This window comes from Flavobacterium lipolyticum, assembly GCF_020905335.1.
Classification (GTDB): domain Bacteria; phylum Bacteroidota; class Bacteroidia; order Flavobacteriales; family Flavobacteriaceae; genus Flavobacterium; species Flavobacterium lipolyticum.
Window position 1 is genome coordinate 3578236 of record NZ_JAJJMN010000001.1, and the last position, 25848, is coordinate 3604083.

Here is a 25848-nt window from a genome sequence, read left to right on the forward strand (position 1 = left end):
CTAATCTTTTAAATTAGCCCCTTTTTTATCTTTATCAGAGAGTTTGTATTAGAATTTGTAGGCGAAACTGGCTACAACATTTCTGGGTTTTTGTGGATTTAGAGTAGACCACCCACCATTAAAATAGTCTTTGTTTGCAATATTATTGATGTTAAAAGCTACGCGGAATTTATTTGAATTATAGAAAACCGAGCCATTGATTACAGTATAATCCGGCAATACAAATTTTCCGGTTTTGGAACTGTTCAGAATGGCATTTTCACTGGCATAATTTCCTCCAAAACCAATACCGAAATTCTCTAATGTACCTTCTTCAAATTTATAAGTAGCCCATAAGTTTACTAAGTTTTTAGGACCTGACCAAAAGGGTCTTTTGCCTTGCTCCAGCCAAACATTTCCAACATCACCTTTTGTAATTTTACTGTCGTTGTAGCTGTATCCGGCAATTATACTTAATCCTTTTATTGGCGCAGCATTCAGGTCAAATTCAAAACCTTTGCTTTGCGCTTCACCACCCTGGGAGCTGTACAATGGATTACTGGTCACTAAATTGGCTACATTAATGTTATAGTAACTCACAGTAGCATTTAATTTATCTTCGAAAATAGTCGCTTTAACTCCAAATTCCAATTGATTGGCATGTTCCGCCTCAAAAGTTTTGGAACCGATTAAATTGCCATCAGAGTCATAAGTCACGGCTGGAGCAATATTTCTGAAGCCATTCATGTAATTGGCAAATACGGCTAACTTATCTTCGACGGGCTGGTATAATAATCCGAATTTTGGCGATAAAGCCGTTTGTGTATAATCGTCATTCTTATTTTTGATGTCACCTTTCGTATCAAAATAATCAACTCTTAAACTAGCCATGGCTAACAATTTAGAAGTAATGTTAAGTACATCAGACGCATAGACGCTATAAGTAGCATCTTGTTGATTAAAGTTTCCGGCCTTTTCATTTGCCAGAAGTTTATCAACAGACGTTTGGGTCAGATAATAAGGATTGGCAGCATTTAATTGTCTCACTTCGCCCTGTGCTGTAATGTTGTAAAGACGGCCATAACCGGAACCTCCGGACATTACATTTCTTTCAAAATAATCCAAACCTGCAACAAGACGATTGCGCATGGATCCAATTTTAAAATCACCAATAAAATTCTGTTGAATATCAGTTGTTACGGTTTGTGATTGTTCTTTGGTGATGTTAAATCCGAAATCTTTATTTCCGTCTTCATTGTCATAGATATAAGTGTAATAACCTCTCGATTTTGATGAACTTCTGGATAAAACCGTTTGCGAAGTCCATTGCTCAGAAATTTTGTAATTCATCTGTCCCTGAAGACTGTATCTTGGATTTTTTATTGATAGATCGTTGCTGTAAAATGATAAATCGGTATTATAGTTTAATTCGGTTAAGTTAGCATATTGTAAAGCGGAATCTCTGCCTAAAAATAGCATTGAGGGCGTTGTTTTTTCTTCCAGCATTAACTCCGTATGGATCAAAAAGGAAAGCTTATCGTTTACTTTATAAGAAAGGGAAGGAGCTACAAAAAATGAAGTACGAAATCCGGCATCCTGAAAACTGTTTTCGGTTTGATAAGCAGTATTAATTCTAAAAATAACATTATCGGCATCGTCTAGAGGAGTATTGATATCGGCAGTAATACGATTTAAACCGAAACTTCCGGCCAGATAAGAGACTTCACCACCAAAGCCACTATATGGTTTTTTGGTAACGGTATTAATAAGTCCGCCATAGCTCACTAAACTGCTGCCAAATAAAGTTCCGGATGGACCTTTTATGACTTCGATGCGTTCAACGTTTGCCGGATCTAAACTTCCGTTGGTTAAACCCGGTAATCCGTTTACAATATTGGCCTGGACTTCAAATCCACGAAGACTATAATACGAACCACCATCACCGCCACGACCTGTAGATTCCCATAACTTTTGAATTCCGGGTACATTTTTTAAGGCATCTTCATAATTTGTAATGGCTTGTTCCTTAATTAATTCAGATGAAACGATATTGTAAACCTGGGGATTTTCGACATTCTTTAAAGGCATTTTTGAAACATAAGTACTTTGCTTCGGAAAAGCTTTTCTTCGATTATTGGTAATGATTACCTCTTTTAACTGTTTGTTCGAAACCTTCAACTGTAAGTTAAGTGTTGTATTTTCATTGATCGAAACAATTACTTCCTGTTCCAGAGTTTCATAACCGGCTAAAGAAACTTGCAAAGTGTAGGTGTTTGGTCTTACTCTGTTAAATTCAAAAGCGCCGTCCTCATTACTAATGGTAGTGTATTTTGAGTTTTTAAGGATAACATTTACACCTGGTGCAGCATCACCATCAGATGTTGTGATTGTCCCTTTTATTTTTCCGAAATTTTGCTGGGCAAATGAACCGAAAAAAGAAAAAAGGAAACTGATTGTAAGTAGAAAACGATAGGTTTTCACAATAGAATATTTCATTTTATATTGAGTTTGGTTAAAGTAATTATTTTTATTTAGAATTAATAAAAACAATGCAAATGTAAAGAATACTATTTCTTTAACAAATAGTTTGGAGCTTGATTTTATGAAGTTTGAGTTATATTTGAGTTACTTTTTTCAAAATTTAGAGGGGTATATGCAGAATGAATTAAATTTCTGACGTTTATTAAAAAACTTAAAAAGAGTAGCAGTTACATGCTGAAAGCCTTAATTTTGTATCCAAATTGAAAACTTCCCCATGATTTTACCTTTCTTGAAAAAACTGCAGCATTCACCTAAAGGATACCGTTTGGCCAATACTGTATTTTTTTTCCTCTCAGGATTTGGATATTCTTCCTGGGTGTCCCGTATTCCGCATATACAGGCGCAATTGCATCTGTCTGAAGCTGAGTTTGGCGCTGTTTTATTTGCCTTTCCGATTGGTTTAATGCTGACCATGCCTTTTACAGGAATGCTGTTAAATAAATACAGCAGTCGTTATGTTATGCTGTTGGGAGCCATCATGTTTAATATTGCTCTGGCGTTACCTGGTTTAGCAGCTTTTGTATGGCAGTTGGTCGTCATACTTTTAATTTTTGGAGCTTCGAGGAACATTTTCAACTTATCCATAAATGCACAATCACTGGAGGTTCAGAAATTATATCCAAAATCAATTATAACCCGTTTTCATGCCGTATGGAGTATAGCTGTTTTTTCGGGAGCAGGTTTGGGTTATGTAATGGTGACACAACATATTGCACCGATTCATCATTTACTTGGCGTTAGCGTTTTTATGATGGGGCTTACGGCTTGCTTTTATCCGATGAGTATCCATAATGAGCCTGTGCCGGTAAAAAAGAAGTTCTTTTCGATGCCGGAAAAAAATCTGATAAAGTTCGCCCTGATTTGTTTTGTGTCTATGGCCTGCGAAAATACCATGTACGACTGGAGCGGTATTTATTTTAAAAACATACTAAAAGCTTCTCCAAAACTAACCAGCGCCGCCTTTGTCTTTTTTGCAACAGCAGTAACCTTGGGACGTCTGTTTGGGGATTATGGCGTAATGAAATTTGGCACCAAACGGATTTTGTTTTACAGCGGAGTTTTAATCACAACGGGTTTTGCGATTTGTTTTGCCCTGCCGTATGCTTATCCAACAATTTTTGGCTATGTCCTGATTGGATTTGGAGTTTCCTGTGTCGTTCCGCTTGTATTTAGTATCGCCGGAAGATCATCTAAATTAAGCAGCGGTTCAGCCTTAACCTCTATCTCTACAATTGGCTATCTAGGATTTTTACTGGTTCCGCCTATGGTTGGTTTTATCTCTGAATATTTAAGTATGAAATGGGCATTTTTAATAATGGCACTTCTGGGGATACTGATGATTTTGATGGTCAATAAAATCGGGGAGAAGGAGTGATTTTTTCTGAGGGGCTAAGATACTAAGCTTTTGTTGGAAAGGGACTAAGCTACTAAGTTGCTAAGGTTCTGAGTTTTTTTAATCGCGAAGCTCGTAGTTTTTAAATTTCGTAGGGATGAACTGTTTTTTTGAGTTGCTAAGGCACTGAGATACAAAGTTTCAAAGTTGTTTATTGTTTAATCTTTAATAAGAGATATGAAGCAGAGAAAAATTATTAGAATTCCCGTGAATAAAAGAATTTTTGTAAATTGTTTATCTTTTAGATCCCCACTTTTTTTCTCAAAATAGCTTTTATATCTAAACATTGTCCCTCTTCCTGTTTCATAAGGGATTAATTCCCTATTGTATATTTTCCAAAATATTAATCTAATTAAATGATACTGAAAGAAAGTTAGCAAAGGAATTATTGCAATAAGAGAATTGTTAATAGAAAATGCAGTTGATAATAATAACCAGATTATAGAAAAATAAACATTTCTAAATCTTAGTCCAAAAGGAGAAGAAATAGTTAAAAATCCAATGATTAAGGAAATTATAAATGAAGTTGAAAGTTTGTCTGCTGGGTTATATTTATTGATGTATATATAGTAGAATATTACAATTATGTACAAAAATAGATATATTAAATCTGAAAGAATTAGTTTTCTAATTTCTAATTTTCCAATAATAAATTTCCTATTCATTGATTTTTCTATCTATTATGGATATAATTGGAGAACTATTTCTTCGTCATCACAAATTTCTCTGAACTTGGTTTACCGTTTAAATTTCCGGAAATCTCAGCAGTTAAAGTATTATTCGCTCCTTTTGTATAGGTTATTTTTTGCGGATAATCGTGTTTCGGATTTTCAAAAACCAATTGTTTGTCTGATTCAGCAGTCGATTGAAAAGCCACCGGTTTATCATCATTCTGGCCTTTCACCGTTGCAAAATAAGTTAAGGTTTCTTCTTTTTGAGATAACACGATGTTTTCGAAATGAATAGTATCTTTTTCTTTAATGAAATAAGAGGCTGCACTAAAAGTACTGTCATTTAGTTTTTGCCAATTTTCAGTCAGAATACCGTCCGGAGATTTGTTTTCCCAGTTTCCTATTAACCAGTCTGCGACTTTGATTTTATCTTTTTCAGCAGAATCTTTCTTCTGGCAGGAAACAGCAGCGATTAAAAGCACTGAAAGGGTAATTTTTTGAAACATATCTATACGTTTTGGTGTTAAATCAAAAGGCTAAAGTATGAAAAAGAATGGTTTGTTTTAAAAAGTGAGATGTGAAATGTGAAAAGTAAAAAGTAAAATGGTAACGCATTTCAGATTTAACGTCTAATGTCTAAAATCTAACATTTCAGAAAATTCACATCTAACAAAATTCACAAAGAATCGAATATACCAATTCCTTTGTTGGTTTCTGATCTTTTAATTTGGCTCGTACATCGTCAAAAGTAACTTTAAAATCACAACCTGATTTGTATTCACTACAGCCGTAGGCCGTTTTACCCTTGAGAATTGTTCCTTTTTGACATTTTGGACACGTTAAGGCATCAGATGCTGCTGTCACTGATTTTGCTTTCGGAGTGGTTTTCTTCGTCTCTAATTTAAGTTTGTAATTTTCTTCAAAGCGAATCAAACCTTCAACAGTTCCTTCTTCGGTTTTAAACCCTTTTATGTTTACAGTAGATCCTTTCTGAACCAATCTTAAATATTGATTTTCGGATATTTTTTTCTCTGCAAAAGTATAAGGCAGCAGAAAATCACAACCCGATTTATAATTACCGCACCCAAAAGCCGATTTTCCTTTTATTAAAGTAGCTTTTTGGCATTTTGGACAGGTTTCGGCTAAAATTCCCGCGGCTTTCTTTTTCTCTGCTTTTACAACTGGTTTTTCAATCGTTGCTGCATGCGAAATATTAGCATGTCTGGTTTCGCTTCGTACTTCGGTGACCAAAGCTTCTACCATGCGTTTCATGTTTTTAATAAAAGCTCCTGCAGTAAAAGTTCCTTTTTCGATATCTTTCAGTTGCTTTTCCCAGGAACCTGTTAGCTCAGCCGATTTGATAAGTTCGTTCTGAATCGTATCAATTAGCTGAATTCCCGTAGGCGTTGGCAAAACCTGTTTTTTGTTTCGAACGATATACTGACGTTTGAAAAGTGTCTCGATAATATTCGCCCTTGTTGACGGACGACCAATACCGTTTTCTTTCATGAGTTCGCGAAGATCTTCATCATCGACTTGTTTTCCGGCAGTTTCCATAGCACGCAGCAAAGTCGCTTCGGTAAACTGGTTGGGTGGTTTGGTTTCTTTTTGCAAAAAAGAAGGCTCATGCGGCCCTTTTTCTCCCACCACAAAACTGGGTAACAAATCCGCTTCTCTTTCTTTAGCGTTTGGGTCTTCAAATACGACACGAAACCCTTTTTTTAAGATCTCTTTTCCGGTGGTTCTGAAAGTTACGTCAGCGGCTTTACCAATTACTGTGGTATTGGCTACGAGACAATCATCGTAAAATACGGCAATAAAACGTTTCGTAATAATGTCATAGACCTGCTGCTGGTTGAATTGCAAATGAGCTTCTATTCCGGTAGGGATAATCGCATGGTGATCTGTAACTTTTTTATCGTTGAAAACCTTTGGTGATTTTTTTATTTTTTTCTCTAAAAGCGGTTGGGTCAATTCGGCATATTTCGTTAATTTTTGCAGAATTCCTGGTACTTTTGGATAAATGTCATTTGGTAAGAAGGTGGTATCTACTCTGGGATAGGTGACTACTTTTTGTTCGTATAAAGTTTGTACGATTTTAAGCGTTTCATCTGCCGAAAATCCAAATTTGGTATTGCAGTATACTTGCAGACCTGTTAAATCAAATAGCTTTGGAGCGTATTCGTTTCCGTTCTTTTTTTCAACCGAAACAATTTCGAATTCACTTTCTTTGACTTTATTGGCCAGAAGCTCTCCATCTTCTTTTTTAAGGAAACGTCCTTCTTCATAACTAAAAAGAGTTTCTCGGTATAAAGTCTGCAGTTCCCAATACGGCTGAGGTTTAAAATTTTCGATTTCTTTAAATCGGTCCACTACCATGGCCAATGTAGGTGTCTGTACACGTCCGATAGACAGCACTTGTTTGTAACCGCCATGTTTTACGGTATACAAGCGGGTAGCATTCATTCCCAGCAGCCAATCGCCAATAGCCCTTGAGAATCCGGCATAGAATAAATTGTCGTAGTTTTCAGAGGGTTTCAGATTTTCAAAACCTTCTTTGATGGCTTCGGTGGTTAGAGACGAAATCCATAAACGCTGTACTTCGCCCTTATAATGTGCCTCATTCATCACCCAACGCTGAATAAGTTCTCCTTCCTGCCCGGCATCCCCACAGTTGATGACTACTTCGGCTTTGTCAAACAGACTTTTTACGATTTTAAATTGCTTTTGGATGCTTGAACTTTGTACCACTTTGGTTTCAAATTTCTCAGGAAGCATGGGTAAGTTGTTCAAATCCCAACTTTTCCAATGGGGTTTGTAATCGTTGGGTTCTTTTAAGGTACATAAATGCCCGAAAGTGTAGGTTACAGCATAACCATTGCCTTCAAAATAACCATCGTGTTTGGTATTGGCTCCCAAAACGGATGCGATTTCACGTGCGACACTTGGTTTCTCAGCAATACAGACCTTCATTTTTCTCTTTCTAATTCAAAAGCGAAATTAGGAATTTTAAAAGTGGTATTGAAATAATAGAGTTACAAAGTTACAAAGGGACAAAGATGCAAAGGTTTTTGTTTCCCGCAGATTTAAAGAGATTTGAGCAGATGCACGCGGAATAATTTACAGAAATCATATAGAATCTGCATTGATTTGTGGAATCTGCGTGAAAAAACTTTTGATAATTTTAATTTTATAGCCCATGAATAAAGCATAAAACCCACAAACAGAAGCTTAAAAGTGGTATTAAATAATAGAGTTACAAAGTTACAAAGGGGCAAAGTTGCAAAGGTTTTTGTTTCCCGCAGATTTAAAGAGATTTGAGCAGATGCACGCGGAATAATTTACAGAAATCATATAGAATCTGCATTGATTTGTGGAATCTGCGTGAAAAAACTTTTGATAATTTTAATTTTATAGCCCATGAATAAAGCATAAAAACCACAAACAGAAGCTTAAAAGTGGTATTGAAATAATAGAGTTACAAAGTTATAAAGTTACAAAGGGGCAAAGATGCAAAGGGACACAGGGTTTTGTTTCTTGTAAATTTAAAAGAGAATTGAATTGGTATGGACAGAAGGATTTAAAAAAATCTGCATAATCTGCGAGAGAAAAAAATAGATGTTTTTTAATCTCCTGGCTCAGGAATAAAAGAAAAAACCACAAACAGTAGCTTGTGGTTTTGTGTAGGTATAAATTTTAGTTTTGCCTTAAAGTAAAAGACTTGCTATTGGGTTATTTTAATTTTAGACGCAAATTGGATTCTCTCAAAAATTCATTAACATGTTCTTGCTTGATTTGTGTTCTGTTTAACCCTTTCAGATTGCCTACATATCCTGTAAAAACATGGCTTATATTGAGGGGAGAAATAACACCTTTATGAGATGTATTATGGCAAAAGAAGCAATTAACAAGATCGTTAACTGAAGTTTTACTTATTGTTGTTGGACTAAATCCTGCCTGAACATAGGTTTCCATCGTAATATTGTAGGCTGCAACAGAACCTCTGGTTAGTTTTCCGGGGTTAGAATCTGAAAGAGTATCACCTAACGAATTTAATAAGGCCGCTTGAGCCTGAGTAGTATTGTATCCTTCAGTATTAATCCATAATGAACCATTGTAAAAATAATTATTCCAGATACCCTTCAGCTGTGTTTTAACGCTTTGATTGATAGTACGAATATTATTGAAGTTTTGTGAACCATTTTGACTTGTTTTCATATAAACCTGAACATTATGCGGGCCTTTCATTACTTTTTCGACAGGAACACCATATTTGTAAACAGAAAAGATATCGGTATAAATTCCGTTCTTACTAGTTATATTTTTAACGGTTGCGGTGTCTTTTTTATTAAAAAAAGGATAATCAACTGTACTTGTCACTGGTGCATCAGTTGTTGGTGTAGCTTTAGACCAATCGTAAGCAGGGGCAAGATTTTCATGTTCAAAAGTAGCCCATACAAATTCGGGATGATTTTCTACTACTCCAACGACATGCATCCCCAAAAGTGCTATTCTTTTTTTCACTCCATTGATGACACCCTGAGTAATAAAATAGGAAGAAGGATCTTTAAGAGCACTCGCATCAATCCAGGAGGTTTTAAGTTCTAAGGAGCCTACAGGAAAAGTTATATCTTTTATTTTGGCAGGATCTTTTTTTGCTATTGGACCATATTTTAGCATGGTTGAATACATAAGGTTGTCCATGAAAATAGAATAATAAACCGTAGTAGATTTAGGAACACCTGATGTATATTTAGGGGTTTTTAAAATGTCCTGTGGAGAACTTGCCTGGGCGGTATCTCTTAGAACAACAATTCCTTCACTTGTATCTACTCTTTTACCTTCCGCAGTCACCTGAATTAATTTACGCATAAATAATGGCAGTCCATTGACGTCATTGGTGAGCCAAAGAAACTTTTGCCACGACCATTGATGAAAATCACAATTCGTTACCGTTGCATTGTTAGCAAATACGCTCGTTGGTCCTTCATTTGGCGGAGGAGTCTGGCGCGTGTTGTTTACCATCGTAAACCAATTAGCAGGAGCTAAACAGGTAGCATCAGCGGCAGTTTTGTTTAGTGTTGTGTAAGTGTCTTTTTCTGTCTTTGGATCCTTTTTACAGGCACAGAAGGCGATTAGCGTGATTAAAAGCAATACCTTTTTTGTAGTTTTCATAAGTTGGGGTCTTTAGTTCGTTTTTGTAGTTATCTCTTTTTGAATAGTTGAAAGTAGGTAATTAAGAAACGGGCTTCTTAAAAAATGTCTTAAACGCTCCATTTTTAGGTATGAAGACCAGAAAAGAGTGTATGAACAAAATAGAAGATTATTCTTTTGTTCTAAATTAAAAAATAATAAGATAATTACTTCAAAATGTATGATATAAAAGATTAAAATAATTATATTCGTTCTGCCAAAACTAATCTTAAACCGTTAGAAATGAATATAAAACAAGCTACGACTATAGACGAAGTCATTCAGCTACTGGATGAAATAATTGCAGTGTCTAAAATAGAACAAAGTAACATAGGTTTATTTGCAACGTTATACCGTGAAGTCACTGTGAAAGTAAAAGAAGGTATTCAAAATGGTTCTTTTGAAAATGGAGAGCGAATGGAGAAACTGGATGTCATTTTTGCCAATCGGTATTTAAAGGCCTATTACGAATATAAAGCCAAAGAAAAACCATCAGAATGTTGGGGTTTTGCCTTCGAACAAGCCGAAAAGTTTTGGCCTATAGTACTGCAGCACCTATTACTCGGAATGAATGCCCATATCAACCTGGACTTAGGGATAGCCGCCGCAGAGATCAGTACAGTAGAAGATATAGGAAGTTTAAAAGCTGATTTCGACAAAATAAATACCATTCTAAGCAGTCTTGTAGGAAGCGTAGAAAAATGTTTGATTAAAATTTGGCCAACGCTTACCTGGATATTAAAAGTAACAGGCAAAGCAGACACCTTTTTTATTGACTTCAGCATGGAAACCGCCAGAGACGGTGCCTGGAAATTTGCCAATGAATTTGTAGCGGTTCCGGAGGCTAAAAGAGAAGCCTGTACACATGAAAGAGACGAGAGAATAACAGAAATCGCCCGCTTGGTTTCGAACCCGGGATATTTTGTAAGTGCTGTTTTCAAATTCATTCGTTTGTTCGAAAGAGGTACAGTTGCTCAAAAAATAATTGACATGCAGATCGTTGAGCAAAAAAACTTAGAATGTGCTGTTGCATAATATTGATTCCGCTAGGAATGAAATATTGTGTAGCAACGGATTTCAATGCGTTGAAAAAAAGGATTTTCGTTTTACAAAGTTCCATAGGAACGACACCTAATTTATCGTCTTTATAGGTGTCGAACTGCTGGTTCTTTTTTGTATACGTGATTGTTCAAATTGGATTAAAATGCAATCTGCAATATTGGCCAGGCCTATGGCTCTTTACCTTGATGATGTATTTTTTTCTTTTAACCGAATGTTTTCGGTTTTTATAGAATCTTTTGGTTTTATGGTATCTTCCGGCTTAGTTACTTTGGTTTCATTTATTGTGTCATTATCGATTACGGCAGTTTCACCATTTACCATAGCTTTTCCCATACAACTGGTTAGGGAGAAAACTAAACTCAAAGAAAATAAAGCCATTTTTTTAATGGGTTTGATTCTAATTCGGTTAAATCGATTTTTTAAATGATCGTATTTCGTATTTTTTTCAGTTTCTATTTGAGTAGATTTAAAATAGCCACAGATATTTTCTTTACCCGAATTTTCAATAAAATAGTTCTGAATTTCGGTAGTATTCATTTTCGTAAAATCAACTACAGTTTTACTACACGAACCACATAATCTACCATTTTTATTGGGTGACATTGAGTTCCAGTTTTCATTACAAGGTTTTGGTACAGTTATTTTATTTTCCATGGTTATTTTAAATTGATAATTCAATTGGTTAGACAAAAATTATTCCAGAATGAGAATATTTTTCTACCTATTTAGTTTTTTTTGCGATGTGCACATCTCGCTCTTGCTGACGTATCAATTTAATTCCGTAGGAATGAAATATTTTGTAGCAACGGATTTTAATCCGTTGAAAAAAGGTTTTTCGTTTTGTAAAGTTCCATAAGAACGACACCTATTTGCCGTCTTTATAGGTTTCGAACTGTTGGTCTTTTTTGTAAACGTATATATTTAAATTAAGACATTCGAAGGCTACAAATTAATATTTGTTTTGTGAAGTCTCATGATTTTTACGAGTTAAGACTTCGAAGAGCGGAATTTCGGTTATAGAACTTTACACCGTTTCTTCCGAGTAGTTCAATTCATAGAATTTTATGTAGCTCATCCAGCAATTCCATTTCGTCACTGGGTAAAAGCTGTAATGCGATTTCGAGTAAGTTCATGATATCAATGTCAGTCTCCGATGGATCATTTTTAAGTGTTTGAATACAGGTTCGCAGTAAAGAAGAAATAGTCGAATTTAACTCATGGTAACTGGCTATTTTGAAACGAGACACAACCAAATCATTCTGCTGTTCGGGTTTCAGACTTGTAAAAAAGTTCATTTTAGAGACTATGTTTAAAAATTGGATTGCTTGTACTGTACGGTCTTCTTTCATGGTGTGTAGTTTTTAAATTGATGTAAAAATCTTACTTTTGAAAAATATTTGGCAAGTAAGCCAGAGATGGCATGATATAAAAATATTCAGGTTTGTAAGTGACAAATGAACTTTGTTTTTTACAAAAACCTATTTTTCTTTGCAAATTTTAAATATCTTTGATTTATGAGTACAACAGCAAAACCAAAACATATCGGAAGAAACATTAGCCGAATTAGAGAGCTAAAAGGAATGAAACAAGAAGCTTTGGCTATGGCAATTGGCGTAACCCAGCAAACAGTTTCTAATCTTGAAGCCAGTGAAACGGTAGAGGAAAGTAAACTGGTAGAAATTGCAAAAGCGCTTGAAGTAAGTGTAGAAGCGATTAAAAATTTTTCGGAAGAAGCGGTTTTTAATTATTTCAATACTTTTAATGAAGCAGTTTCAGGTAGTAATTTTGGTCCTCAAAGTACTTGTACTTTCAATCCTCTAGATAAAGTCGTTGAACTTTACGAACGTTTAGTACTCGCTGAAAAAGAATTGGTGAAGGCTGAAAAAGAAAAAGTCGAATATTTAGAGAAAGTACTGAAAGGAAAGTAATAGTCTCGAAAGAGAGTTTTTATAAGATTGTTCAGAAGTCATGGTGAAAGATTTACAAAAATATGCTGAAACTTTTTTGACCACAGAGCTAAAAGAAATTTTAAGTTCTAATCGACACAAAAATACAAGTGAGTTAAATGAATTTGAAAAGGCAATTATTTATAATTATTCTGATATTGGTTATGAATCTTTGAATGAAACTTTAAGAGATGGAAAAGATTTACCTGAATTTGGAAAATATTTAAATTATGCTCTTAAGAAGTTGCCGGATTATAAATTGCTTTGCTACAGATCTATAAAAGTTAGTAAGTCGAAATTACAGAAATATTACGATGCTCTTAAAAATAATTCGATTATAATTGAAGAGAGCTTTTTATCTTGCAGTAAGTCAAGATTTGTAGCTTCAGGTTTTAGCAGTAGTCCATTATTCATAATTTCTTCTAAAAGAGGAAAAGACATAGAAAAAATTGCTAAATTTGGTATAGACAATGGAGAAAATGAAAGGGAAGTGCTATTTATGTCAGGTTCAAAATTTAAAGTTATGGACATTACAGAAGCAGCAGATAAAACGATTAGAATAACACTTGAAGAAGTTTGATATGGATTTGGTAAAAGAATATAATGAAAAATCACATTTCAAAAATGCAAATGATATTTTTGAAGTTTTGGCGGATGTTCTTATGTCTGGAACTATAAAATCTGAATATAAAAATCCTCACACCATTGAAAATAAGGAGGGAATTAATTCTCTTGTGATAAAATTTCTGGAGGATGTTTTGTCTAATGATTTGGCTAATACTAAGAAAAGGAAACTGTCTGTAATAAATTTATTAGACGAATTCAATTACAGAAATGAAATACTTCATTTAATGGCAGTAAAAAACTCCTCAAAAGGTAATGAGCTCGAAAAAACATCTGAGAGAATGGGACGAAAATTTATGTCGTCTGTAAAAGAATAATATTTTACCCGTTATGTTCACGAGCGTCCAGCTCGTACTAACATAGGAAATTTTTATAATAAGAATGCTCAAATGTTTTTTTTAGACATTTGAGCATTTTTGTTTTGACACAAAAGTTGTAGTAATTTTTAGTTTGTTTTCATTTTGTTACAGAAGCTGTAACAATTTTTAATTTATTTTCATTTTGTTACAGAAAGTGTGACAAAATAATTTTTTGTTTTCATTTTGTCACAGCAAAAAATTCCCTGTAAATCTTTTTAGGATGAAGTGTAAAGAAGCAAATTCTTTTCAAGAGAAGACTAGAAAAGAAAGTACGCAAAGTATGCAAAGATTTTTTTTTCTCATTTTATGTCATTTCGACCGAAGGGAGAAATCACATTAGAAACTCGACACAGAATGTCGCCAATCTTTGTCCAATCCCGCGTGCGATTTGCTTCGTCTGTTCGCTGTCGCTCGAGTCTCCCTTCGGTCGAAATGACAAGCTTTGTGGTTATGGCCAATTGAACCCAATTATTTCGGCAAATGCGCCACCAATTCAACCTCTAATTTTGCGGTTGGCACGTATAATTGTACGATTTGTACCCATGTAGCCGCAGGAAAGTCACCATTGTAGAATTTTTTTCTAACGTTGTTGTACTTTTTCATGGTCTCAATATCGGTTGTATATAGATTTTCTTTTACCACATTGGCAAATGTGGCACCGTAACTCGCTAGCGAAGCTTTTAAATCGTTATAGACCGTTGTGATTCCTGCCGGAGTTAATTCTGTCGTTACAGCACCCGAAATGTAAAGCACATTGTCCACTTTTAAAACCTGAGCATAACCAATAACGGTATCTTGTTTTGGCCCATTGTTCCAATGCCATTTTTCCTTTTTTATCTTAGCTTCTTGTGCAAAATTGATATTGAAAACGAATAAAAAAGTAAGTAAAAGAAAATGTTTCATAATGGTTTGTTTTTTAGTTGTTTTAAGGTTTAATTCTTTCTGCTAGTGTTACTATCTTGTTCTTTGCGTTCACGAGCGGGACGCTCGCGCCAGCGGGGGGAGATCGGAAATCTATTTGTTTGCTCAAACCCCAATTTAATCCAATTATTTAGGGAGATGTGCAACCAATTCAACCTCTAATTTTGCGGTTGGCACGTATAATTGTACGATTTGTACCCATGTAGCTGCAGGAAAGTCACCATTGTAGAATTTTTTTCTAACGTTGTTGTACTTTTTCATGGTCTCAATATCTGTTGTGTATAGATTTTCTTTTACCACATTGGCAAATGTGGCACCATAACTCGCTAGAGAAGCCTTTAAATCGTTATAGACTGTTGTGATACCTGCCGGAGTTAATTCCGTTGTTACAGCACCCGAAATGTAAAGCACATTGTCCACTTTTAAAACCTGTGTATAACCAATAACCGTATCTTGTTTTGGGCCGTTGTTCCAATGCCATTTTTCTTTTTTTATCTTAGCTTCTTGTGCAAAATTGATATTGAAAATGAATAAAAAAGAAAGTAAAAGAAAATGTTTCATAAGGATTTGTTTTTTAGTTGTTTTAAGGTTTAATTCTTTCTGCTAGTGTTACTATCTTGCTCTTTACGTTCACGAGCGGGACGCTCGCGCCAGCGGGGGATAATCATGATGGATTTAGTCCTGTAATCGTAGTAGCTAAATCTGCTATTGATGTTACAATTTTAATCCCCTTTTTGATTTGTATTTTTTGTCTTTGACCGGAAACACTTTGATCAACTAAGCTAAATAGTTCGTCTACATTGTATTTATTTTCTCGGTTAACTTCGTATAAAGCTTCTGCTGCAATTTTGACATATTGCTTTAACTCTAAAAATGATGCTTCAATTTCTTCCTGATCTAATTGAATTAATCTGCTGTCTGAAACGGCATCATCTTTTACCTGAAAAAATAAAACTGAGGGATATTTTATTTTAAAATCTTTGCCAAAATATTTATGAATAAACTGATTTGTTTCTTGAGATGGGTTTTGATCTGTTAGAATCATATTGAATTCCTTTTGTGTACCATGATTCATTCTTTGTTTTGTCATTTCCATCAATTTTAATTTCATGTCTTCAGCCTTATAATGAAGGCTAAAAACTGTCAAATAGTTGCCAGATATTGAATGTAAGCTTAGCCAATAATGTGGATCTTCCAATATTTTTGCAATATGTTCATTTTCAAAATCGTACAATATAAATGCAAAAACTAATGCTCTATTATTTTTTCGATGTTCATCACATATTTTAAAAAAATCACTTTCGAATTGTTCGTAGCTACTTTTCCTGTCTTCTGAATTTATTGTTACTGTAAACATAACTTGATTATTTAAAGATTTTTTATTATAATTTCACTTTATAGTGCGAGTGTCTTAATTTTGTATATAAAATAGCTTTCTAAAATATTGATTTAGATTACGTTCACGAGTGATACGCTCGCGTCAGGGAGGGTGAGTCATGTTTTAGACAATTGATATATAATTTTTTTGTAAGTTTTTATTTCAGAATCTAAAAATGCTTCCTCATCGTAAAAAAATGTATCATCTATTCCATGAACTCTTGTTAGATTAAAGTCATCTCTAAGTGCGGCTAAAGTTCCCCTTCCAATAGTACTTCTACTAGAGCCAAGAGAGTATTCTTTTTTATTCTGAATTTTCTGCCCTAAATTTATTCCTAGAAATCTATTCTCCTTTTCTACATAAACTTCCAAACGGCTGCCGTTTTGAAGAACTTTAATATTTTTATTTTCAAGTAAAGTTTTTAATTTAGATATTTTAAGTTCACCTTTTGATACATTTTCTTTGGCTTTAGAATTTTTTTTTAACCAAAAAGCAATAAAACGAACTTGAGTTTCGTAATCCCAAACTTCAGTTCTCCTTTCTTCTTTTGATCGTATGAAACTATATTTCTTATGATTACGCATATAAAAATTTCGAAGTTTATTGTCAGCTATCGCAATAAGAATTTCATATAATTCCTTAGAATTGAGTTGAGGATTTAGGACGTAGCCGTTTACATATAAGTGTTTAATCATTGCCAATAATCCAGCGCGTTTGTTTCCATTATGAAAAGCATGATTTTTTATAACTCCATAAACAAGCGTTGCAGCATTTAAGTACGGATCTGGATATTTATAAAAATCACCAGAGCCTGTTAATTGCCTGTTCACTGCACTTTCTAGAAGCCCAAAGTTCTTTATACCTCTTGGTTCGACAGGATCCATTTCTTCAAGGAGATGAATATTGTTAGAAAGTAGTTCATGTAATCCAATTATTGCTTCCGTATCCAAATAATAAACTCTTGTATTACTACAAACAAAACTTGATGTCATTTTTAATTTTTAAATATTAGGTATGGATGACTAATAACTTGAATCTAGTCAACATAAAATTTTAGTAAAATCTATGGATTGATATTTGTCAGGATTAGATGATTTTACTATAAAAACAAACATCGTTTTTAATTTTAATTTGCCACCACGTAAAAACACCTGATTTTTGATAAAAGTAAATTGTTTTAAATGGCTGATTTTACGGAAATCCATAAAAGCCAATTTAAAATCTAAAATCCTTAGCCCTGATAGCAGCGGCATCCTTTTTAGGCAAACGAAAAAGATCTAAATTAAAACGAAAATCTCTTGCCTAAAAAGTTATAGAGCATAACGGGAGATAACTCTTAAAAGCATAGAAATATTTCTCAAAATCTCTTTGACGGGGGCAGTTTAGAATCGTTTAAGCTTCTGCTCTTTTTCAGTTTTTCTTCTTTCATCTTCTAATAGTTGCATGTTTTCCATGTTAAAAGTAATTTTTTGATTTTCTCTTATGTAAATATCAAAATCAAAGATTTCTATTCGATCATCAATTAATGTTTCACAATATTTATTGATTTTAAAATCAAAAGTTAACATTGCTCGAATTTTAGTTTCTTTAGAAGCAAAAAAATATTGAGATATTGTATTAAAGTATTTTTTAAGTTTCGGATTTTTACAAGCATTTGGAGTTTTTTTTTCTTCTGATTTATGCCCTTTTCCTTTATATTTTTCAAGAATAATATCAGTATAATTTTTATTTAAGCTCGCTCTTATAAAATATAATTTATCGTTATAGAATTTAAGTAAGACATTTTTAATAATGATATTATCCGTTTCATAATAAGGAATAAATATTACTTCAGTAGAGTCGTTCACTGAGGCAACTTCCAGATTGTACCAACTTTTCACATTTTTATGGTCTGGTTTTATTTCATATCTAAATAGGTCTCCTACATATTCTTGATCGAGATCTTCATAACTAACGGTATGGTTTTGATATTCATCTAAACTTTCTATTGTTGACATGTACAATCCATATGAAGGTAATATCGATTTTAGATCGGAAATAGTTGTCGAATTTATCTCAAAGTCACCAATTCTTGTAGGGCAATCTTGTGCATTTGAATAAAATCCAACTAAAATTATGAACAGAAAATATCTCATACTATTTTTTTAAATTATTTAACTTTGTTCAACATTGTTAGTAATTCCAGAATTTTACTTGCTTGTAATTCTTTATATAAATAATCTTCATTATTTATAATACCATTGGATTTAAATTATTATAAAAACAAACATCGTTTTTAATTTTAATTTGCCACCAAGTAAAAACACCTGATTTTTGATAAAAGTAAATTGTTTTAAATGGCTGATTTTACGGAAATCCATAAACACCTTAATAAAACACAAAATCCCTTAGCCCTGATAGCAGCGGCATCCTTTTTAGGCAAACGAAAATTTCTAAAATTAAATCGTAAAAGTTCTGCCTAAAAAGATAGAGTGGATAGCAGGAACAAGCTCCTAAAAACCATCCTGATTCCACTAAATTTCAATCTCAAAAAACACAAAAAAACAACACTAGAATTTTCGGTAAAAATTTTGTAATTTTGCGGTCCAATAAAAGGAATTAGAAAATGTTAGATAGACTTCAATATGTAAAGCAGCGTTTTGATGAGATTTCGGATTTGATTATTCAGCCGGATGTTATTGCGGATCAAAAACGTTATGTGCAACTCAACCAGGAATATAAAAGCATCAAAGCTTTGGTTGAAAAAAGAGAAGAATACATTCTTGTTTTAGCGAATATTGACGAAGCAAACGAAATTATTGCTGACGGAAGCGATGCAGATATGGTTGAAATGGCCAAAATGCAGTTGGACGAAGCAAAAGAACGCTTGCCGCAACTGGAGGAGGAAATCAAATTTATGTTGATTCCTAAAGATCCTGAAGATGCTAAAAATGTCATGGTGGAGATTCGCGCCGGAACGGGTGGGGACGAAGCAAGTATTTTTGCAGGGGATTTATTCAGAATGTATACGAAATACTGTGAGTCACAAGGTTGGAGAACTTCTGTGGTGGATATGAACGAAGGAACTTCGGGAGGTTTCAAAGAGGTTATTTTTGAAGTTACCGGAGAAGATGTGTACGGAACCCTGAAATTTGAAGCAGGTGTGCACCGTGTACAACGTGTTCCTCAAACCGAAACTCAAGGTCGTGTGCATACCTCGGCAGCAACGGTAATGGTTTTACCGGAAGCGGAAGAGTTTGATGTACAAATCGATATGAACGATGTTCGTGTAGATTTCTTCTGTTCGTCAGGACCTGGAGGACAGTCGGTAAATACGACGAAATCGGCTGTACGTTTAACGCACATTCCTACGGGATTGGTGGCGCAATGTCAGGATCAGAAATCACAGCATAAAAATAAAGATAAAGCGTTAACGGTTTTACGTTCTCGTTTGTACGAAATGGAATTGGCTAAAAAACAAGAGGAAGACGCTACAAAACGTAGTTCTCAGGTAAGTTCGGGTGACCGTTCGGCTAAGATTCGTACGTACAACTACGCACAAGGTCGTGTAACCGATCACCGTGTGGGACTAACGTTATACGATTTAGGAAACATCATGAATGGTGATATTCAGAAAATTGTTGCCGAGCTTCAATTGGTGAACAATATGGAGAAATTGAAGGAAGCGTCGGAGGTTTTTTAAGGGACTGAGGTTCTTAGGTGCTAAGGTTCTGAGGGTTTAGGCTCAAAGGTTTTTTTAAGGTACTGAGGTTCTGAGATGCTAAGTTTCTAAGGTTTTAGGTGCAAAGGTTTCTGAAAATAGATATAAAAAAGGAGTGTTTCATTGTTTGAAACACTCCTTTTTTTATTATTGTATATGGATTACAGTTTGAAAATGGTTGCTGTAAAATGAAATAATTTTGTGGGATTTAGCTGGAAATGAGGTTTTCTATTCTTTTTTGCACTTTTCATGAAGAATGTAAATTCGAAAAAACCTTTGTCCCTTTGAACCTCTGTAACTTTGAACCTAAAATATAGGGCACAGATCTTAGCACCTTAGCATCTCAGAACCTCAGTATCTTAGCGATTTCCTGATTTTGAAACCACATTGGTAACAAAAAGCTGTAACACAGATCCGAAGATGTTTTTGAAAGTCGAGGTGCTTTTGCCAACGACAAATCTTTTGGCCAGATAACCAATTCCGATACTAATAGCCGACTGTGCGAGATCGCTCTTAAATCCAACCGTTTCGTTGATTTCTTCAACGGTGCTGCGAATCAGGTTAAGAGGTTTTAAATGCTCTTTAATGTCATCGATTTCGTCTTTAATGGCACACCATTCGGTATTTTGTTGGTTTTCTAAAAGCTGAATTTTCCGGTCTAGTGAATCAAGGGTGTAAATAGTTTTCATGACCGTCTTTTTTAGTTTTTTGATGGACCTGAATCACAATGCAATTCTTGTTTCGTTTCTTTTAAAATGCTCGAAACTATCATGTTTCCAATAGGAGTTTTAATAAGCTTGTGATGCGATTTGTGCAGTACAATGGCAACAATTAAGTAAAACAAGGCCAGTATAAAAAAACCGTAATAGTTTTCTCCCAGTTTTTTTCCAATCCATAAACTGATTCCGATATTAAGGAACAGGGTAAAAAATGCAACAACAGCGCCAACTGCGATCCTGGAGGTCAATGTTGATAAAACATCTGCCGATGCTGATACCGTTTTGAGTTTGATTAATTCTAAACTCGTTTTGGTATAGTTCTCTGCTTTCTCGTAAAGATTTAAGTTCTCGTTTGTTGTTGCATTTGATTCCATAATAAAGGGGGGATTAGGATTAAAAAAACTTCACCTTTTAATAGTTCGATTTTATTGCTTTGGCGTCGTCCTTAAGAGTGTTGAAGTCCTCTTTCGCCTGGCTGAATTTTGCCTTCCCCTCTTCGATAATTTCTTTCCCGTTTGACTTAATGTTACTAACGATTCCGTCGAATTTGGTTTTTATATTATCTCCGTAATCTTTAGACTTGTCTGATATTTTTTTTCTGGTATTTGATCCTTTGTCCGGTGCAAATAAAACTCCTAAAACTGCTCCCGCTGCTGCGGCTCCTAATATTCCTAAAATTGTGGTGCTCGTTTTCATAATATTCGATTTAGTAATTAATATATAGTGCTTAATAGTGTTTATTAAATTTCACGGCCTTTAATGAGCCTCAATAATATGGCAATAACGGCAATGACCAATAAAATATGAATGATACTTCCAAGGCTGTAAACAAAAAAGCCCAATGCCCAAAGAATGACCAGTACCAACGCGATTGTGTATAGTAGATTTGACATGATTTTTGTATTAAGGTTTAATTGAATCGTTTTCTTAGTTTAACTTATACGAAAGGTATAAAGAAAGGTTGCTGTTTTTGGCATCCGGAAAAGTGTAGGTTGTTCCGGCTACCGTTCTTTCTTTTCCAATAGTAGTGAGTCCGTAGTTGTAACGTAATCCGATGCTTATTGGGTCAAAATCGACTCCAACACCCGCCGATAAACCGGCATCAAACTTGTTCAGATCATCGGTGTCAATTTCTTGTTCGAAGTTAAAATCTCCTCTGCCGGTTACTTTTGAGCTTACCAGATAAGAGGCGTAACCACCGGCATGAACATTAAAGTTTCGGGTGATATTTACTCTAACCAATAAAGGAACTTCGATGTAATTGAGTCTGAATTTTGAATCTCCGCTGGCAAGAGCGTTATTAAATTCCAATTTGGCTCCTTTTGTAGTGAACAGGATTTCAGGCTGAATGGCTATGAAATCAGAGACGGGTAAAGTGGCGTAAAGACCGGCATTGAAACCGTATAATATGTTTTCGTCATTGGCATCACTAGAGTATAAATTCGACATGTTGAACCCTCCTTTGATTCCATACTCGGGATTTGCATTAGTGTTCTGAGCGTGCAGCATTCCAAAAGATGCTATTAAGAAAAGGGTTAAGGCGCATAAAAAATTTGGGTACATTTTCATAGTTAGATAGTTTAGTTAATAATAGCGTATACAGGCGTTTAGATTACTATTCTTGATTTTTGAATTTCTCTGACAAACTCATATTGTTTTGGCAGGTATTGCAGCACCATCTCTAAAATAATCTGATCGTTCGTTTCCTTTGAAATCGATTCGAGCAATCTGATCTCTTCTTCTAAAGAGGCATTCATAGAATTCAGATAAGCCGCATTGAAATTGGTTTCGTTGGCATCGATTAAATCGTATAAATCCCGCTTATGGGTGGCATTGATTTCGGTAATAATGATCAACTTTTTATTGGCCAGCGTTGTGATCTCCTGTAGCAGCTGATTTTGATTGATTTCGATTTGTTTGCTTACTTCCAGTATGTTGTTGTCAGAACTTTTTTGTTGTGCAATTTGACTTTTAGAAATAATGGTTTGACTTGCATTTGCCGCTGCGATAAAAAAAAAGGCTTCAATTTCTTCTTTTTCATTCTTGGTAAAAGCTTCATTTTTTAAAGAAGTTGCTACTGGATAGTTTTTTTTACAGGAGGAAACAAAAACTAGTACACACAATAGGAATATTGTTCTTAAAAAAAATGCTTTTACTCGGGGAATTGCTTTCATTATTACTTCATAAAGTATTACTTTACAAAGATGGCGACGAATGGAGGTTTTTGCTTTACACCAAAAAAAAGAAACGTTATATAATTCCCATAAAAGATTTATACAACGTTTGTTATGTGGTTTTTAAAGATTTTTTTGAGGGGTTAATCCGGAAGAAAAATCGTAAATATGGAGCCCTGATCAGGTTGACTGTCGGCCATGATATATCCTTTGTGATTGTCGACAATTTTTTTGCAAATGGCCAGACCAATTCCTGTTCCGGGATAATCTGTTTTAGAATGAAGGCGCTGAAACAATACAAAAATAGTTTCCTTAAACTGAGGGTCAAAGCCCATTCCGTTATCTGTAAAAGTTATTTTGTGGTATTTTTTTACATTCTGATCTAAAAGTTCGCGATAATCTACCGAAAATACTTTTTGACTTTCAATGGTAATTTCGGGAGCAACATTCGGACGGTTGTATTTTAAAGAATTCCCGATGAGGTTGATAAAAAGTTGTTCGATTTGATACGGAATGACTGCCAGTTTGGGCAATTTTGTAGACGTAATAACCGCTTTTTTCTCGTCGATCATTTCGGTTAATTCAGCTTCGGCATTTTTAAGTAATTCATTTAAATTTGATTTAATGAATTCTTTTTTGGTAGTATTTGTTCTTGAAAACAACAATAAATCATCAATTAAAACACGCATTCTTTTGGCCGAAATCTCAATTTTAGCAATATAATCATTGGCGTTTTGAGACATAGCAGCTTTGTCGGTATCTGAAATTCGGGAGATAAAAGTCTGAATTTTTCGAAGTGGTTCCTGTAAATCGTGACTCGCAACGTGATTGAAAGAAGCCAGTTCCTTATTGCTGTTTTCGAGTTCAACGTTACGTGCCTGAAGTTCTATGTTGAGTAAGTGTTCATCGGTAATATCAAAGTTGATTCCCAGCAAAATTTTGCTTCCCTGTTCGTCAGTCAATAATTTCCCTGTTGTTTTAAAATGCCTTACTTCTTGGGTAGGAAGTACAATTTTATAATAGACAAAAGGCAGTTGTTTATAGTTTAGGATTCCTTTCATCGATTTTGCTACCGTTTCTTTATCATCCGGATGGACAAAGTTTAAAAAGGTGCCTTTTTCGGGAACAAAAGCATTAGGTTCGTAGCCCAGCAGGCGATACTGATTGTCGGAATAGTCTATTTTGTTGGTGTCTAAATCCCATTGCCAGGTACTGAATTTACCAATAGCTTCAGATTCTGCCATCAGTTTTCCGGAGATTAAAAGCTGCTTGTTGAAGACTTTCAGACGTTCGAAATCACGACTAATTTGTCGGTAAGCCAATAGAATAAAGGTTAAAGCAACCAGAAACAGTGAAATAGAAAAAAGCGGACTCAGGGAAATTTCGGCATCGTAGATTTTTAGTCTTTTGGCCAAATCAGTTTTTTCGATATCATTCATTTCGTCTACTTTAAAACGAATGTTTTCCATCAAAATTCGTCCTCCAAACAAATGGTTGTCGAGTTTTCGTTTGTCGTAGGTTTTGGGATCGCTGTATTTAAGGCAATTTTCAAACGAAACAAAACGCTGAATGATGAGCTTGAATAAGTTTTGAAGATTTTTCTGCTGTTTCGGATTGTCTTTCGTTAACTTTTTTAAATTAATGAACGAAGTGTTTACCTTGTCGCGCGAATAAATATAAGGAGTCAGGAAACGGGCATTGCGGGTGATGATATAACCGCGCTGTCCCGTTTCGGCATCCTTAATAGCCGACATTAACCGTTCTAACTGAATGTTAATTTCATACGTATGCATCACCAGCTTACTGGACTCATTCAGGTCCTGATTGTGCTTGTGAGCAATAGAAGAAAGAAATAACAGAATGAAAACTGCGATTACAAAAATAACTCTCAGTGAGTTTGAGGAATTAAAATTTGGGATCCACTTCATTGATTTCCTACTATTTTAGTCGCAACAGAAAATTATCACGATTTAACCCTGAGGTATGATAGTGCCAGTTTACAGTAACGACTTCATTAATTATTTTTTTCAGATTGTTAAAATCACTTGGTTTTTTAATGTAAATATTGGCGCCCTGAATAAAAGTATCTTCAATATCTTCTTCAGAAGAGGAAGTAGAGTAGATTGCAATAATGATGTCTTTTAAACGCTCTGTTTTTTTAATCTCGATCAGGCATTCTTTTCCGGTTTTTTTCGGCATGTTCAAATCCAGAAATAAAATATCAGGTAAAGCATTGTCAGGATTCATCAAATGGTCCATTAATTGCATTCCGTCATGCGCAAATTCTACTTTAGTCTGAATCTTTATCTCTTCAAAAGCATCTTTAAAAAAAAGGCGATCGTCCTCATCATCGTCAGCCAATAAAATGTGTAATGCGTTTTTTTGCATTTTAATATAGGTATTTGTATTTTATTTTAAATTCTCTCTTCGTTTCTTAATAATTCGCTGAAAAGCCGATGGTGTAATTCCGGTGGTGTTTTTAAACTGTGTACTCAGGTGTGCTACACTGGAGTAGTTGAGTAAAAAAGCAATTTCAGTCAGGCTCATTTCGTTGATAATAATTAATTGTTTTGCTCTTTCAATTTTTTGTAAAATAATAAAATTCTCGATAGACGAATAGGTTACTTCCGAAAATACATTCGACAGATACCCATAGCTATGATTGAGTTTTTCGGCCAAAAACACAGAACTTTTGTAATTGTTACTGTCTTCCATAAAGACAAGTTCAATAATAGCATCCTTTATTTTCTGTACCAAAACACTTTTTTGGTTTTCTACCACTTCAAAACCACAAGGACTCAGTTTCTTTTTTAAGGCCTCGAGTGCCTCAGCATCAAGGTTGTTATTGAGCTCAATTTCCCCAAAACCCAATGTGGTAAAGCTTACATTGTGCTGGTCCAGATTGTGTTTTAAAAAAAGCGAACAAATGGTATTGATGTCGAACTTTATAAATAGTTTCATTTAATGAAAATTTGGTTAAAGATACTTAATTTAATTTTGGTTATATCGTTTAACAATTGTTAGAAATTTACTAATATTTAAACCAACTCGTTGGATGTAATCCGGAAAAATAACATTCAACACATCAAAAACAGAGTTTTTAGTATAAAAAAAATACCGTCTAATATTTACACTAGACGGTATTCCGATTGAGTCAGAAAGGGTTGCAAATCTGATTAGGATTGATG

The 25848-nt window shown here is 34.5% G+C and carries 27 protein-coding genes; 6 read left to right on the forward strand and 21 right to left on the reverse strand.

Annotation, left to right across the window (positions count from 1 at the left end; translation table 11 throughout):
* Positions 1-48: 48 nt before the first annotated feature.
* Positions 49-2475 (reverse strand): TonB-dependent receptor, encoded by a 2427-nt coding sequence (locus tag LNQ34_RS15270; protein ID WP_230000347.1) that lies wholly within the window; start codon positions 2473-2475, stop codon positions 49-51.
* Between the two features lie 259 nt (positions 2476-2734).
* On the opposite strand from LNQ34_RS15270, the gene LNQ34_RS15275 reads away from it, so the two are divergent.
* On the forward strand, positions 2735-3895 hold the full coding sequence (locus LNQ34_RS15275; protein ID WP_202704420.1) for an MFS transporter: 1161 nt from the start codon (positions 2735-2737) through the stop codon (positions 3893-3895).
* A gap of 176 nt (positions 3896-4071) precedes the next feature.
* Here LNQ34_RS15275 and LNQ34_RS15280 read toward each other — a convergent pair whose 3' ends face one another.
* The 4 genes from LNQ34_RS15280 to LNQ34_RS15295 all read right to left on the reverse strand — a co-directional run bounded on the left by LNQ34_RS15280 (position 4072) and on the right by LNQ34_RS15295 (position 9759).
* A complete protein-coding gene (locus LNQ34_RS15280) occupies positions 4072-4578 on the reverse strand; it encodes a hypothetical protein (RefSeq protein WP_230000348.1) in 507 nt (168 codons plus the stop codon).
* A 35-nt stretch (positions 4579-4613) separates the two neighbouring features.
* Positions 4614-5090 carry a DUF6265 family protein gene (locus LNQ34_RS15285; RefSeq protein WP_202704071.1) on the reverse strand — a complete coding sequence of 159 codons (477 nt, stop codon included), beginning with the start codon at positions 5088-5090 and terminating at the stop codon, positions 4614-4616.
* A 160-nt stretch (positions 5091-5250) separates the two neighbouring features.
* On the reverse strand, positions 5251-7557 hold the full coding sequence (locus LNQ34_RS15290) for a type IA DNA topoisomerase (protein ID WP_230000349.1): 2307 nt from the start codon (positions 7555-7557) through the stop codon (positions 5251-5253).
* Positions 7558-8316: 759 nt separating this feature from the next.
* Complete coding sequence (locus LNQ34_RS15295; RefSeq protein WP_230000350.1) at positions 8317-9759, reverse strand: hypothetical protein; 1443 nt, start codon at positions 9757-9759, stop codon at positions 8317-8319.
* Positions 9760-10020: 261 nt separating this feature from the next.
* Here LNQ34_RS15295 and LNQ34_RS15300 point away from each other — a divergent pair, with 261 nt between their 5' ends.
* Positions 10021-10812, forward strand: a complete 792-nt coding sequence (locus LNQ34_RS15300) for a DUF5995 family protein (RefSeq protein ID WP_230000351.1) — start codon at positions 10021-10023, stop codon at positions 10810-10812.
* A 204-nt stretch (positions 10813-11016) separates the two neighbouring features.
* Here the strand turns inward: LNQ34_RS15300 and LNQ34_RS15305 are convergent, their stop codons facing one another.
* Together LNQ34_RS15305 and LNQ34_RS15310 are read right to left on the reverse strand one after the other, a co-directional pair.
* Positions 11017-11493: a hypothetical protein gene (locus tag LNQ34_RS15305; RefSeq protein ID WP_230000352.1), complete on the reverse strand. Its 477-nt coding sequence runs from the start codon at positions 11491-11493 to the stop codon at positions 11017-11019.
* Positions 11494-11891: 398 nt separating this feature from the next.
* Complete coding sequence (locus LNQ34_RS15310) at positions 11892-12188, reverse strand: hypothetical protein (RefSeq protein WP_230000353.1); 297 nt, start codon at positions 12186-12188, stop codon at positions 11892-11894.
* A 165-nt stretch (positions 12189-12353) separates the two neighbouring features.
* Between LNQ34_RS15310 and LNQ34_RS15315 the strand changes: the two genes are divergently transcribed.
* The 3 genes from LNQ34_RS15315 to LNQ34_RS15325 are packed head-to-tail and all read left to right on the forward strand — an operon-like array spanning position 12354 to position 13726.
* Positions 12354-12767 (forward strand): helix-turn-helix domain-containing protein, encoded by a 414-nt coding sequence (locus tag LNQ34_RS15315; protein WP_230000354.1) that lies wholly within the window; start codon positions 12354-12356, stop codon positions 12765-12767.
* A gap of 40 nt (positions 12768-12807) precedes the next feature.
* Complete coding sequence (locus LNQ34_RS15320) at positions 12808-13365, forward strand: ADP-ribosyltransferase (RefSeq protein WP_230000355.1); 558 nt, start codon at positions 12808-12810, stop codon at positions 13363-13365.
* Positions 13352-13726: a hypothetical protein gene (locus tag LNQ34_RS15325; RefSeq protein ID WP_230000356.1), complete on the forward strand. Its 375-nt coding sequence runs from the start codon at positions 13352-13354 to the stop codon at positions 13724-13726. Before LNQ34_RS15320 ends, LNQ34_RS15325 begins: the two co-directional genes overlap by 14 nt.
* A gap of 510 nt (positions 13727-14236) precedes the next feature.
* Here the strand turns inward: LNQ34_RS15325 and LNQ34_RS15330 are convergent.
* The 5 genes from LNQ34_RS15330 to LNQ34_RS15350 all read right to left on the reverse strand — a co-directional run bounded on the left by LNQ34_RS15330 (position 14237) and on the right by LNQ34_RS15350 (position 18064).
* A complete protein-coding gene (locus LNQ34_RS15330; protein WP_230000357.1) occupies positions 14237-14671 on the reverse strand; it encodes a RidA family protein in 435 nt (144 codons plus the stop codon).
* Between the two features lie 144 nt (positions 14672-14815).
* Positions 14816-15250, reverse strand: a complete 435-nt coding sequence (locus LNQ34_RS15335) for a RidA family protein (RefSeq protein WP_230000358.1) — start codon at positions 15248-15250, stop codon at positions 14816-14818.
* Positions 15251-15353: 103 nt separating this feature from the next.
* On the reverse strand, positions 15354-16046 hold the full coding sequence (locus tag LNQ34_RS15340) for a hypothetical protein (RefSeq protein ID WP_230000359.1): 693 nt from the start codon (positions 16044-16046) through the stop codon (positions 15354-15356).
* A 137-nt stretch (positions 16047-16183) separates the two neighbouring features.
* On the reverse strand, positions 16184-17059 hold the full coding sequence (locus LNQ34_RS15345; RefSeq protein ID WP_230000360.1) for a type II toxin-antitoxin system death-on-curing family toxin: 876 nt from the start codon (positions 17057-17059) through the stop codon (positions 16184-16186).
* Positions 17060-17449: 390 nt separating this feature from the next.
* A complete protein-coding gene (locus LNQ34_RS15350) occupies positions 17450-18064 on the reverse strand; it encodes a hypothetical protein (protein WP_230000361.1) in 615 nt (204 codons plus the stop codon).
* Between the two features lie 608 nt (positions 18065-18672).
* Here LNQ34_RS15350 and prfA point away from each other — a divergent pair.
* Positions 18673-19749, forward strand: coding sequence for a peptide chain release factor 1 (prfA, locus tag LNQ34_RS15355; RefSeq protein ID WP_017498542.1), 1077 nt, complete (start codon positions 18673-18675; stop codon positions 19747-19749).
* Between the two features lie 377 nt (positions 19750-20126).
* Here the strand turns inward: prfA and LNQ34_RS15360 are convergent, their stop codons facing one another.
* The 9 genes from LNQ34_RS15360 to LNQ34_RS15400 all read right to left on the reverse strand — a co-directional run bounded on the left by LNQ34_RS15360 (position 20127) and on the right by LNQ34_RS15400 (position 25621).
* Positions 20127-20456: a hypothetical protein gene (locus tag LNQ34_RS15360; RefSeq protein WP_230000362.1), complete on the reverse strand. Its 330-nt coding sequence runs from the start codon at positions 20454-20456 to the stop codon at positions 20127-20129.
* Between the two features lie 11 nt (positions 20457-20467).
* Positions 20468-20860, reverse strand: coding sequence for a hypothetical protein (locus tag LNQ34_RS15365; protein ID WP_230000363.1), 393 nt, complete (start codon positions 20858-20860; stop codon positions 20468-20470).
* Positions 20861-20897: 37 nt separating this feature from the next.
* Positions 20898-21182, reverse strand: a complete 285-nt coding sequence (locus tag LNQ34_RS15370) for a YtxH domain-containing protein (RefSeq protein ID WP_202703904.1) — start codon at positions 21180-21182, stop codon at positions 20898-20900.
* A 44-nt stretch (positions 21183-21226) separates the two neighbouring features.
* Positions 21227-21379: a lmo0937 family membrane protein gene (locus LNQ34_RS15375; RefSeq protein WP_123923494.1), complete on the reverse strand. Its 153-nt coding sequence runs from the start codon at positions 21377-21379 to the stop codon at positions 21227-21229.
* 34 nt (positions 21380-21413) lie between these two features.
* Positions 21414-22055, reverse strand: coding sequence for a porin family protein (locus LNQ34_RS15380; protein WP_230000364.1), 642 nt, complete (start codon positions 22053-22055; stop codon positions 21414-21416).
* Between the two features lie 38 nt (positions 22056-22093).
* Positions 22094-22660, reverse strand: coding sequence for a DUF4142 domain-containing protein (locus tag LNQ34_RS15385; protein ID WP_089077883.1), 567 nt, complete (start codon positions 22658-22660; stop codon positions 22094-22096).
* A 143-nt stretch (positions 22661-22803) separates the two neighbouring features.
* Positions 22804-24588 (reverse strand): sensor histidine kinase, encoded by a 1785-nt coding sequence (locus LNQ34_RS15390; protein WP_202703907.1) that lies wholly within the window; start codon positions 24586-24588, stop codon positions 22804-22806.
* 10 nt (positions 24589-24598) lie between these two features.
* Complete coding sequence (locus tag LNQ34_RS15395; RefSeq protein ID WP_017498550.1) at positions 24599-25048, reverse strand: response regulator; 450 nt, start codon at positions 25046-25048, stop codon at positions 24599-24601.
* A 21-nt stretch (positions 25049-25069) separates the two neighbouring features.
* A complete protein-coding gene (locus tag LNQ34_RS15400; protein WP_230000365.1) occupies positions 25070-25621 on the reverse strand; it encodes a helix-turn-helix domain-containing protein in 552 nt (183 codons plus the stop codon).
* Positions 25622-25848 lie beyond the last annotated feature (227 nt).

Excerpts from the sequence above, each read along its gene's own strand:
- LNQ34_RS15385 (WP_089077883.1), bottom strand. The coding sequence starts at position 22,660 with ATGAAAGCAATTCCCCGAGTAAAAGCATTTTTTTTAAGAACAATATTC.
- LNQ34_RS15275 (WP_202704420.1), top strand. The coding sequence starts at position 2,735 with ATGATTTTACCTTTCTTGAAAAAACTGCAGCATTCACCTAAAGGATAC.
- LNQ34_RS15395 (WP_017498550.1), bottom strand. The coding sequence starts at position 25,048 with ATGCAAAAAAACGCATTACACATTTTATTGGCTGACGATGATGAGGAC.
- LNQ34_RS15390 (WP_202703907.1), bottom strand. The coding sequence starts at position 24,588 with ATGAAGTGGATCCCAAATTTTAATTCCTCAAACTCACTGAGAGTTATT.
- LNQ34_RS15400 (WP_230000365.1), bottom strand. The coding sequence starts at position 25,621 with ATGAAACTATTTATAAAGTTCGACATCAATACCATTTGTTCGCTTTTT.
- LNQ34_RS15320 (WP_230000355.1), top strand. The coding sequence starts at position 12,808 with ATGGTGAAAGATTTACAAAAATATGCTGAAACTTTTTTGACCACAGAG.
- prfA (WP_017498542.1), top strand. The coding sequence starts at position 18,673 with ATGTTAGATAGACTTCAATATGTAAAGCAGCGTTTTGATGAGATTTCG.
- LNQ34_RS15365 (WP_230000363.1), bottom strand. The coding sequence starts at position 20,860 with ATGGAATCAAATGCAACAACAAACGAGAACTTAAATCTTTACGAGAAA.
- LNQ34_RS15375 (WP_123923494.1), bottom strand. The coding sequence starts at position 21,379 with ATGTCAAATCTACTATACACAATCGCGTTGGTACTGGTCATTCTTTGG.
- LNQ34_RS15345 (WP_230000360.1), bottom strand. The coding sequence starts at position 17,059 with ATGACATCAAGTTTTGTTTGTAGTAATACAAGAGTTTATTATTTGGAT.
- LNQ34_RS15300 (WP_230000351.1), top strand. The coding sequence starts at position 10,021 with ATGAATATAAAACAAGCTACGACTATAGACGAAGTCATTCAGCTACTG.
- LNQ34_RS15315 (WP_230000354.1), top strand. The coding sequence starts at position 12,354 with ATGAGTACAACAGCAAAACCAAAACATATCGGAAGAAACATTAGCCGA.
- LNQ34_RS15370 (WP_202703904.1), bottom strand. The coding sequence starts at position 21,182 with ATGAAAACGAGCACCACAATTTTAGGAATATTAGGAGCCGCAGCAGCG.
- LNQ34_RS15340 (WP_230000359.1), bottom strand. The coding sequence starts at position 16,046 with ATGTTTACAGTAACAATAAATTCAGAAGACAGGAAAAGTAGCTACGAA.
- LNQ34_RS15360 (WP_230000362.1), bottom strand. The coding sequence starts at position 20,456 with ATGAAAACTATTTACACCCTTGATTCACTAGACCGGAAAATTCAGCTT.
- LNQ34_RS15305 (WP_230000352.1), bottom strand. The coding sequence starts at position 11,493 with ATGGAAAATAAAATAACTGTACCAAAACCTTGTAATGAAAACTGGAAC.
- LNQ34_RS15380 (WP_230000364.1), bottom strand. The coding sequence starts at position 22,055 with ATGAAAATGTACCCAAATTTTTTATGCGCCTTAACCCTTTTCTTAATA.
- LNQ34_RS15280 (WP_230000348.1), bottom strand. The coding sequence starts at position 4,578 with ATGAATAGGAAATTTATTATTGGAAAATTAGAAATTAGAAAACTAATT.
- LNQ34_RS15295 (WP_230000350.1), bottom strand. The coding sequence starts at position 9,759 with ATGAAAACTACAAAAAAGGTATTGCTTTTAATCACGCTAATCGCCTTC.
- LNQ34_RS15310 (WP_230000353.1), bottom strand. The coding sequence starts at position 12,188 with ATGAAAGAAGACCGTACAGTACAAGCAATCCAATTTTTAAACATAGTC.
- LNQ34_RS15285 (WP_202704071.1), bottom strand. The coding sequence starts at position 5,090 with ATGTTTCAAAAAATTACCCTTTCAGTGCTTTTAATCGCTGCTGTTTCC.
- LNQ34_RS15290 (WP_230000349.1), bottom strand. The coding sequence starts at position 7,557 with ATGAAGGTCTGTATTGCTGAGAAACCAAGTGTCGCACGTGAAATCGCA.
- LNQ34_RS15335 (WP_230000358.1), bottom strand. The coding sequence starts at position 15,250 with ATGAAACATTTTCTTTTACTTTCTTTTTTATTCATTTTCAATATCAAT.
- LNQ34_RS15270 (WP_230000347.1), bottom strand. The coding sequence starts at position 2,475 with ATGAAATATTCTATTGTGAAAACCTATCGTTTTCTACTTACAATCAGT.
- LNQ34_RS15350 (WP_230000361.1), bottom strand. The coding sequence starts at position 18,064 with ATGTCAACAATAGAAAGTTTAGATGAATATCAAAACCATACCGTTAGT.
- LNQ34_RS15330 (WP_230000357.1), bottom strand. The coding sequence starts at position 14,671 with ATGAAACATTTTCTTTTACTTACTTTTTTATTCGTTTTCAATATCAAT.